The organism is Nostoc sp. UIC 10630 (genome assembly GCF_010747425.1).
GTDB lineage: Bacteria > Cyanobacteriota > Cyanobacteriia > Cyanobacteriales > Nostocaceae > Nostoc.
In genome coordinates this window covers 1-10,272 of sequence record NZ_JAAGOG010000239.1, presented here as the reverse complement: position 1 = coordinate 10,272, position 10,272 = coordinate 1, and the positions used below count along the sequence as shown (strand labels likewise).

Genomic DNA, 10,272 nt, shown 5'->3' with positions numbered 1-10,272 from the left:
CTCTAATATGCAGAATTCTAGGTAACGAACGTGAAAAGCAGGCAGTTGAACCCCTGATTGCCAAGCTCAATGATGCCAATAGCGATGTGCGGCAAACAGTAGCAAGGGCTTTGGGAGCAATTAAAAATGGACGAGCAATTGAACCGTTGATTGCCAAACTCAATGATTCCAATAACTTTGTGCGGCAAGCAGTCGCAGGGGCATTGGGAAGAATTAAAAATACACGAGCAGTTCAACCCCTGATTGCCAAGCTCAATGATGCCGATAGCGATGTGCAGCGAGCAGTAGCATCGGCATTGGGAGAGATTAAAGATGCACGAGCAGTTGAACCGTTGATTGCCAAGCTAAATCATGTCGATAGCGATGTGCAGCAGGCAGTAGCAGGGGCACTAGGAAAGATTAATGATCCACGAGTGCTTGAACCCTTGATTGCCAAGCTCAATAATGCTGATAGCGAGGTGCAGCAAGCAGTAGAGGCAGCACTAGTACAACTTGGAGATACTCAGACTATACAAAAGTTACTAAACAGGTTGTCATCTGAGAATCAAAATACGAGGGTAATAACACTCAGAGCATTATCTTGGATTTGTCAAGATAAAATAGATCGCGAGCTGCTTTCTAGGGATGTTGATGCTTTTAACCCCTTTCTAGATCCCCAAGAAGAAATTAATGAAGAACGAGTTAATTATGCTGCTGCTCAATTAGATATATCAATCGAAGAAGTGCGTATGCGTTACCAAAAACTTGCCCAGCAATTTGGTCTAAGATTAAACTTTACTACAGATGCTTCATGAGATTACTAAATGTCATAGCGTAACTTAAAATTACTTAAATTTATTTAACTTAAAAGACTTTCTACTTCCTCATCAGTAAAACCAAATTGCCTAAAAATACGCAAAACATAACCAGGAGACATTTCTCTTGCACCCATATCTATAGGAACTACTCTCCTTTTACCATCAACTTCACGAGTATATAAACAATGGTCGCCTTTTCCTTCTCTATGAAATGTGCAACCTGCTTGTTCTAAAAGCTTAATTAACTGCTTTGGTTTCAGGGAAGGTATGTTTTTAGGCATAAACCTTCCTTAATTCATATATCTCTGAATCTTGTTCTTTTTCTTCAACAAATAAAAATTCATGTAATTCATCTATTGAAATGGGAGATTTATAAATATTGCTTTCAGACTCATAAACAATTTCAAAAGATTCAATAGCCTCTTTTAGCTTGCTGATAGCATCTTCTTGAATAGTGCCCTGTCCTACAATTCCATTTTCTAAACACAAAGCAACCCAATAACCAGCGCTTTGCTTGAGTACTACTGTGTAAAATTCCATTGATATTCACCTATTGAAATTGTGGTGTGAGGTGGGCATTGCCCACCCTACTAAATTTACTAACGCAAACTACTAGCTGGCATACCCAAAATATCCTCAAGCCTCGGCATATCTTCCAACGCAATCACGCGCCCTTCATCCTCAAAACCGACGATTTGATCAAAATTCAAATACCGATACAAATCATCTGCAAAAGGATGAATTCGACTCGCCACAATATCTAAATATTCTTGCACTGTCGGAAGCCGTCCCAGCAGCGCACAAACTGCGGCTAATTCTGCTGAACCAAGATACACTCGCGCATCTTTACCCATGCGATTATTGAAGTTGCGGGTAGAGGTAGAAAACACTGTTGTGCCATCAGCAACTCGCGCCTGATTACCCATGCACAAACTGCATCCTGGCATTTCTGTTCTAGCACCCGCAGCCCCAAAAATGCTGTATACACCTTCTTCTTTTAATTGGTGTTCATCCATGCGCGTTGGTGGTGCTATCCACAAGCGAGTTTTTACTTCACCTGCACCTTCCAAAACTTTGGCTGTTGCCCGATAATGACCAATATTCGTCATACAAGAACCGACGAATACCTCTTGCACTGGATCATTAGCAACTTCCGATAATAACTTAACATTATCGGGGTCATTGGGAGCAGCAACAATTGGTTCTTTGATTTCGTTTAAATCAATTTCAATTATTTCGGCATACTCAGCATCGGCATCGCCTTCTAATAAGACGGGATTTGCTAACCATTCTTCCATCTTTGCCACACGGCGCAGCATGGTACGCGGATCGTGATAGCCCCGTGCTATCATATTTTTCAACAACGCTATGTTAGAACGCAGATATTCAGAAATTGTCTCTACACTCAGCTTAATTGTGCATCCGGCACAAGAACGTTCGGCGCTAGCATCGGTGAGTTCAAAGGCTTGTTCAACTTTTAAATCTGGCAAACCTTCTATTTCCAGAATCCGCCCAGAGAAGACATTTTTCTTGTTCTGCTTTTCTGCTGTCAGCAAACCTTTTTGAATTGCTACGTAGGGAATGGCATTCACGACATCCCGCAGGGTGATACCTGGTTGCAATTCACCTTTGAATCTTACCAAAACTGACTCTGGCATATCTAAAGGCATGACACCCAAGGCGGCTGCAAAGGCCACTAATCCAGAACCGGCGGGGAAGGAAATACCCAAGGGGAAGCGGGTGTGAGAGTCGCCGCCAGTTCCCACGGTGTCGGGTAGCAGCATCCGGTTTAACCAAGAGTGGATAATACCATCACCGGGACGCAGAGCGACACCGCCACGAGAAGCAAAGAAATCGGGTAGCTCGTGATGGGTTTGGATGTCTACTGGTTTGGGATAAGCCGCTGTGTGGCAAAAACTTTGGATCACTAAGTCTGCACTGAAACCAAGACAGGCGAGTTCTTTTAATTCGTCGCGGGTCATGGGGCCTGTGGTATCTTGAGAACCAACGGTGGTGATGATGGGTTCGCAAGATGTGCCGGGACGCACACCAGTTAATCCGCAAGCTTTACCTACCATTTTCTGTGCTAGGCTGTAGCCTTTGCCTGTATCAAAGGCTTGCTGAGGACGGGTGAAAACTGTGCTGTGTTCTAAACCTAGTGCAAGACGGGTTTTGTCGGTGAGGGTACGGCCGATAAGTAAGGGGATGCGTCCACCTGCGCGGACTTCATCGAGGATGGTGTCAGGTTTGAGGGCAAAGGTGGAAATGACTTCGCCTGTTTCGTTGGTGATTTCGCCTTTGTAGGGATGGATGGTAATTACCATGCCGGTTTCGAGTTTGGTGACATCGCACTGAATAGGCAAAGCACCGGCATCTTCTGCTGTGTTAAAGAAGATTGGCGCGATCGCACCACCTAAAACATAACCCCCAGCGCGTTTGTTTGGCACAAAAGGTATATCATTTCCTGTATGCCACAATACTGAGTTGATGGCAGATTTACGCGAAGAACCTGTACCAACTACATCTCCCACGTAAGCTACAGGATGCCCTTTTTTCTTCAATTCGGCAATGGTTGCCAAGCTTCCCGGTTGCCGTGACTCTAACATCACTAAGGCGTGTAAGGGAATATCCGGGCGAGTTGTGGCGCTTTGGGCGGGGGATAAATCGTCGGTATTAGTTTCGCCAGGAACTTTAAAAACGGTGACAGTAATCGCTTCTGGAACTGTGGGGCGAAGGGTAAACCATTCAGCTTCCGCCCAAGAGTCAATCACCCGTTTGGCGAAAGGATTGGTTTTAGACAACTCTAAAACATCGTGGTAAGCGTCATACACTAAAAGGATTTTACTTAAGGCGTTGGCGGCATAAGCGGCGATGGGTTCCTTTCCTTGTCCACCCATTACCAGAGGTGTTTCGGATGAGTCAGAGACGGATACAGTAGGCAATTGCAGCAAATCGATTAAAGATTGCACGTTGTAACCACCGATCATTGTGCCCAGCAATTGCACCGCTTCGATGGGCGCAATCAACGGACTGGTGATTTCTTCCTTGGCGATCGCGGTGAGAAATCCAGCTTTGACATAAGCTGCTGGATCAACACCAGGAGAAACGCGATCGCTCAATAAATGTAATAATATCTCCTCTTGACCCTTTGGCGGATTTTTCAGTAATTCACATAATTCTGAGGTTTGCTTCGCATCCAATGGTAAAGGGGGAATACCGAGTGCTGCTCTTTCAGCAACGTGTTTACGATATTGTTCTAGCATTTTTATGTTCTCCATTGGGATGTTCTATCTTTAATTATGAAATATTTTTAGTCAATACTTGGCTATAAGAGTTTAGCTTACTTTTATTACCGAAAGCCTTACTGCTAATCGGTTGCTCGCAGGTTTTTTTATACTGAAAGTTTGAAAAGTATTGAGCGAATGGAATTCTAAAATTCTTGTTCTTTCTATGTCATAGTCTTGACCTTCATCTGTAAAATGCTATCTCCATCAATTTCAATTACTACTTGTTTTTCTAGAAAGATGTGTGTACACCGTAGCTTAAAAAAGGAGGGGACAAGAATTAAAGTCCCCCTTTTTAAGGGGGATTTTAGGTGGATGTAAAACGTTTTGCTACCAAGAAGAGGACTTTTCAAACATCCTCTAACGCGCTTAGAATGCCGCGAAGTCTTTATTTATGCCGTCAAAAAGGCACAAGAAAAGTATAAGTTTAAACTCTATGCTTTGTGCATCATGAGCAATCATGTGCATTACCTGCTGAAAGCAAAACAGCCAGAAGATGGGTTGGCGTTGATTGGCAAAAAATTATTTTCGAGATAAAGTTGCACTAAAGTAGCGATCGCATGTAACAGGCAGTCAAGTGAAAACATGACGTTCTCTCCCGCCTGTTATACCATCAGATTAACGGGAAAGAACGTCACAGTAGACCTAAAGCTCGCACTAGTAAATGAGGATCAATGTCAGCTTAAAATAATCGTCCACAAGGAATTGTTCCACGACGAATCGCATGATTGCTGGTTTCGGAATCATCCGCCCAGAAGAACTGTTTTAGATTGCTGGCGCATTCAGAATTGGGCGCAATGGCGATACCTTCGTTGTTAATGTTTGACATCGAACTTGGGCGTTCGTAACCCTTGCGGATGATAAATTTGCCTTTCGTTGAAGAGCCAACGGTGGTATCGATGGCGAGCAGGGTTGAGCGGTTGCTGCAATTGTTGTCGCAATACGCCCATAAAGTCTCATTATCGCGGTCGAAGGATAAATCCATGATCTTTGTATTACCACTGGCAATGGTAGCAATACGCGTATATGTAGAGTCGGAGTTGAGCGCGTACGCATAAATTTGTCCATTTGCTTCCAATCCAACAAAAAACAATCCCGTGCCATGCAACGGATAATTGGCTGGGTTGTAGAGCTGATTGGTACTTTCATCTATGAATCCATTAGCCTGCAAATAACTATCTGGCACCCATGCGATCGCTTCCAAGCCTAAATTAGTGGAGCTAACCGTTGGCAAATTAGAAGTTAAGTTCCATTCCTTAGTAGCATTGAGGGTGGTGGCACTACTGCTGCTGTCATAACTCAGTACGCTGAAGCGGTTCGAGCCGCTGCCATCTCGCTCAGTAGAGACGTAGATAGTTGTTGAAGAAAACTCGGCTTTGGTCACGCCTTCCGCATCTGGCGCACCAGTACCATTGGGATAGCGCAACGTTTTTCCAGAACTCCAATTATTAGCAGTATTTTTGACGAAAGTGCTGCCGTTCCAAACCAGGTTATAGAGTTTTGATGGCGAATTTTGCACTCCCCACAACACAGCTTGTTGCATTCCAGTCGCTGGGTCGTAGAACAAACCACTGAGATTACCACCGAACTGGTTAGAGCCATCAGCAGTGACTACAGTTGTGCTGCTAGGCCATGCGCTGTAGGTGACAGCGGCTGCTACCAATTTCGCACTCAATAAACTTATGCCACAGGCAAAAAACAGCTTTGTGAGCGCAAAGGAAGATATTGCTTTACATTTCATTGTTTGATAATCTCTGAGAATAATTGAAGCCCATGCGCCGTCCAATTTTCGATGTGTAAATTGTTTGGATCACGCGGCATCACAAAAGTGGTGGTGAAATTCACTCTAGCAATTGGATATGACTTAAAAAGTTATAATTGGTTAAAATTTTGGTTAAAATTAGTTATTTTCACGAAATTTTCGCCACACCAAAAAAACTGCTTTTGGAATGTCCAAAATTGTCCCGAATACAAGGGTAATTGAAGCAGCCCGATCCACAAATCGCTATATACTATATAGTCCCAATCAAAGCCTCACAGATACATATTAAATCTCTAAAGTCTGGAAATAAAATCTTATTATCTCTGAAATTTTAATATTTATTAGAACAATCGCTGAATATAACTTAGCTTACGTTGTATCAATTAGAATTAATCATGGAGTCTCGCACAGCCTTTTTATCCCCCAACAATTTTTAAGTAAGCAAAAACCTCTCAAAGTCCTCCTTTTTAAGGAGGATTTAGGAGGATCTACAACATTTTGATCTTGTAGAGGGATGTGTATACGCCGTAGCCTAAAAAGAGGGTTTAGGGAGATAAAAAAGTGCCTACATCACAGCCAATAACTTTTAAAGCAACCTCTTAAGCTAGCTCACAAAATCGTTCCAGTTTCTTTCAAATAAACCCGTGTAAATGGTTCATCTTCAGCCAAAGTATAATCTTCAATCAACCCTTTGCGACGGATAGAAATATCGTTGCCTTTTCTAATCACCACAGTAGAACCATCAAAGACATCCCGCGCTAGCATCATCTCAGTTTCGGTAGGATTATCCAAAACTACGATATTACTACTCCGGTAAAACATCCCCTCTTCATCTAAGATGTCTTCCGCATATTCGGCAATCAGCAAATCAACTTTGGGATGACGGAGTAAAGTTTGGACGTTGCTATTGTAATTTTTGCTTAATACTTTTTTCGAGCGATTTACAAAAACTGCATCACGACAAACAGCGCCAATTGTCCAGTTGGGATGTTGCAAAAGGATATGGTCAATTGTTGTTTGCAGTTCTTCAACTGAGATTTTATTAAAGGTGATAATCGGTATCCTCGAATCTGTACCCGACTCAAAAAAGGTTTCTAGAATATGAGAAGGTACATCAACACTTTCACCTTCAGAAGGTTTAAGATGCATTAAAACTCCTGGTGCAGCGTTGATTTCCAGGATAGCGAAGTTACTAGATTTCCAAGATTCGGAGAGACTTTTGGTAATGACATCAATACCAAGGCAAGTCAACTGGAAATGTTGGGCAATATCTTGCGCCAAGATAATATTGTCATCATGAACTGTGTGGGTTGAATCGATGCTCATACCTCCGGCTGAAAGATTGGCAACTTTACGCAGGTAAACAGTGCGTCCTTTTTCAATCACGCTGTCTAGTGATAAGCGCTGTTCCTCTAAGTAAAGTTCCATCGCTTCATCAATCTGAATTTTACTCATGGGTGAGGTGGGCGTATCTAAACGTGCAGGTTTGCGGTTCTCTAGGCGGATTAATTCTGCAAGCGTTAAGTGGCCATCACCGACAACCGATGCTGGACGGCGTTCTGTGGCGGCGACAAATCTACCATTGACACACAACATCCGAAAATCTGATCCAGAAATACTTTTCTCAACAATTATCCGAGTTAGCTGATCTTCAGGAATCGCTGCTAATGCTCTATTATAAGCAGATTCCAGTTCTTTTGAGTCTTGTACGTCAGCCGTAACGCCAATTCCTTTGTGACCTACCACTGGCTTAACTGCCACTGGGTAGCCAATTTGTCTGGCTGCTGCCAAGGCTTCCTTTTCAGAAAAGACGATATCGCCTTCAGGGACTGGGAAACCCAAGGTTTTTAGAAATGCTTTGCAGTCATCTTTACGGGTCGTAAACTCTGAATCTAGATGACTATCACAGTTAAATGTGGTTGCTACTCCTCGGACGTGTTTTTTTCCAAAGCCGTATTGCATTAATCCTTCTTCCCACAAATAAAAGGCGGGAATACCTTTTTCGTAGGCTGTTCGCAATAAAGCGTAAACTGTGGGGCCACCATAAACAGATGCGCGAAACCTATTTTGCAGCCTCACTAGCTGCTCCTCAAAGTTAAAGTCTTCGTCTTGGGTAATGGCTTCAAACCAATCCCAAACAAAATAAACGACCTCTCTAGTTGTGCGTTCATGTAGTGATTGGACACTAATTCGCACGAAATCTGGATATGGCTTAACACTCCAATGCTTAAGGTGCAAATCCATATCAAGCTTTCCGACTTCGGACACAACTTGGGCAAATAGATAGGCATGGGACTCGTAGCTTTGACTGCCCAGATTTGGATAGCGATCGCCAATGCTTGCAATATAATCTTCTATGGGCAAAGGCTCTCTAGAGTCAATTAGAGCAAAGTCAAATACTAGCGCCCCTACATCTAAATAGGGGTTGGGGCCAACATAATGTTTGAAGTTGAAAATATCGAATACATCTGTTCTTCTAGCATTAATGCGAACTAAGTCACTGCTTTTTTGTAGAACCATTGATTACGAACCTTTGGCTAAACACCCTGAAATTTCTATGCTGAGTTATCGTTACTCAGACTTGTTGATTGGAGGCTGATTCAGATTAATTCTTGGAGAGTGATGGCAAAGCCATTGATCTAATCAGAACCTACACTAACCCTATTAGTAAGCATTTTTAACTATCTCAAGGCATAATTAAATTTCTTTTCCTCAGCAAAGAATCAAGAATAGTCACTTCATCCTTATGAATGGGCAAAGATATAACCTTTGAAAGGTGTAACACGCATCCCAAAATCTGTATAAGTAAATATGCGGTATTGAAAAGACAGCAAAGCATGAATAGCACACAAGCTGATCTAAGAGATGAAATTCGAGAACTTGCTGAGGAAGCTTTTCACCAAAAGCTGATCTCCGGTCATGGTGATGGGCCTGACATAAATGAATATCAAATCGTCTACCAAGGTAAACCCAGACATCTCCCACTAGAACAAGCACGTTTTTTCTTGACTAACTTGCTTTACAGAAGTCGCATTCATTAGGATTTACCATCAGATATCTAATTTGCACCCAGCGAGAGTTAATACCAACAATTGCATGATAAATTTTCAATCGGCAATTTAGAAACGCAGTCAATAATGCCTCTAGAAAATCTCTCTAGAGGCAGTTGGTTTGAGGGTTTTTATTTAGTAAAAGAAAATTAATTCTGAGGATAGCTATTTTTGTATGTAATTTGCCTGAAAAATCTTTTGGTCTAATTGCAAGCGAAAATCTCAATACTACCTTCTATTAGGTAATCTACCACAAGGAAGATTTGATAGTTTAATTGTCATGGTTTAGTGAAATTTATTAACTCACATCAGGGGGCATCATGGTGGAAAGTAATCCCAAACGGCAGTTGGTAATTATTGGGGGAGCAGAAGATAAGGATGGAGATTCTCAAATTCTGCGAGACTTTGTGCGACGCGCCGGAGGTACGAAGGCGCACATTGTCATTATGACGGCTGCGACCGAATTACCAAGAGAAGTGGGAGAAAATTATATTAGAGTTTTTGAGCGGCTGGGAGCCGAAAATGTTCGCATTATTGATACAGAAACCCGCGAAGACGCATCATCCTCTACCGCATTAGAAGCAATTCATAAAGCAACTGGGGTATTTTTTACTGGTGGAGATCAAGCTCGCATCACCAATATCCTCAAGGATACCGAAATCGATGCGGCCATTCATAAACGGTTCGCGGAAGGTGTAGTTATCGCCGGTACAAGTGCGGGTGCGGCTGTGATGCCAGATAAAATGATAGTTGAAGGTGATTCTCAAACGCATCCTCGAATTGAAACTGTTGAAATGGGCCCTGGTCTAGGCTTTTTACCAGGGGTGGTAATTGACCAGCATTTTTCCCAACGTGGACGTTTGGGACGCTTGATTTCAGCTTTAATACTAGAACCTGCTGTTTTAGGATTCGGTATTGACGAGAATACCGCTATGGTCGTAACCGATAATCAAATTGAAGTGATTGGTGCAGGTGCGGTGACAATTGTTGATGAATCAGAAGCTACATACAACAATATGGGTGAAATCTTGAAGGATGAGTCTTTGGCGATTTGTGGAGCAAAGCTTCACATTTTGCCACATGGATTCAAATTTGACTTGAAAACCCGCCAACCTATCCTAAATAATGCCTCTGTGACTAATGTAACCGTACCTGTTGCTTGAATCAACACCTAACTTTTTACAGGTGCGTTTTACTTGAATAAATCATTAATAATTGTAGATTATTAGCATTTATCTCTTGAATATCCTCCCAAATACTCTCAGAAATAGGGGACATAGCCCCCCTTTTTTCAGGAATAAAGGGGGGATTAATTATTAATATTCCTTATCTTAACTTCAGCAAACTGTAAGGAATAAGTAATATTAACTCTACATGAT

General features: G+C 42.3%; 8 protein-coding genes and 1 pseudogene. 4 read left to right on the top strand and 5 right to left on the bottom strand.

Annotated elements, in window-relative coordinates:
* Positions 1 to 794: HEAT repeat domain-containing protein (locus G1O98_RS33055; RefSeq protein ID WP_163937462.1), on the top strand; the 794-nt coding region annotated here is incomplete at its 5' end.
* A 44-nt stretch (positions 795 to 838) separates the two neighbouring features.
* Here G1O98_RS33055 and G1O98_RS33050 read toward each other — a convergent pair.
* The 3 genes from G1O98_RS33050 to acnB are packed head-to-tail and all read right to left on the bottom strand — an operon-like array spanning position 839 to position 4,060.
* Entirely contained in the window at positions 839 to 1,078 is a 240-nt protein-coding gene (locus G1O98_RS33050; RefSeq protein WP_163937459.1) for a type II toxin-antitoxin system HicA family toxin, read from the bottom strand.
* A complete protein-coding gene (locus G1O98_RS33045; protein WP_163937456.1) occupies positions 1,071 to 1,337 on the bottom strand; it encodes a type II toxin-antitoxin system HicB family antitoxin in 267 nt (88 codons plus the stop codon). Before G1O98_RS33045 ends, G1O98_RS33050 begins: the two co-directional genes overlap by 8 nt.
* A gap of 59 nt (positions 1,338 to 1,396) precedes the next feature.
* Positions 1,397 to 4,060 carry a bifunctional aconitate hydratase 2/2-methylisocitrate dehydratase gene (gene acnB, locus G1O98_RS33040; RefSeq protein WP_163937453.1) on the bottom strand — a complete coding sequence of 888 codons (2,664 nt, stop codon included), beginning with the start codon at positions 4,058 to 4,060 and terminating at the stop codon, positions 1,397 to 1,399.
* A 348-nt stretch (positions 4,061 to 4,408) separates the two neighbouring features.
* Here acnB and G1O98_RS40375 point away from each other — a divergent pair.
* Positions 4,409 to 4,510, top strand: a pseudogene (locus G1O98_RS40375) (hypothetical protein); the annotation flags it as partial.
* Between the two features lie 253 nt (positions 4,511 to 4,763).
* Here the strand turns inward: G1O98_RS40375 and G1O98_RS33030 are convergent.
* Both G1O98_RS33030 and G1O98_RS33025 read right to left on the bottom strand, forming a co-directional pair.
* On the bottom strand, positions 4,764 to 5,867 hold the full coding sequence (locus G1O98_RS33030; RefSeq protein WP_163937450.1) for a hypothetical protein: 1,104 nt from the start codon (positions 5,865 to 5,867) through the stop codon (positions 4,764 to 4,766).
* Positions 5,868 to 6,452: 585 nt separating this feature from the next.
* Positions 6,453 to 8,363, bottom strand: a complete 1,911-nt coding sequence (locus G1O98_RS33025; protein WP_163937447.1) for an acetate--CoA ligase family protein — start codon at positions 8,361 to 8,363, stop codon at positions 6,453 to 6,455.
* Positions 8,364 to 8,680: 317 nt separating this feature from the next.
* Between G1O98_RS33025 and G1O98_RS33020 the strand changes: the two genes are divergently transcribed.
* Positions 8,681 to 8,884 (top strand): hypothetical protein, encoded by a 204-nt coding sequence (locus G1O98_RS33020; RefSeq protein ID WP_041565287.1) that lies wholly within the window; start codon positions 8,681 to 8,683, stop codon positions 8,882 to 8,884.
* 329 nt (positions 8,885 to 9,213) lie between these two features.
* Positions 9,214 to 10,056 (top strand): cyanophycinase, encoded by an 843-nt coding sequence (locus G1O98_RS33015; protein ID WP_163937444.1) that lies wholly within the window; start codon positions 9,214 to 9,216, stop codon positions 10,054 to 10,056.
* Positions 10,057 to 10,272: the final 216 nt, after the last annotated feature.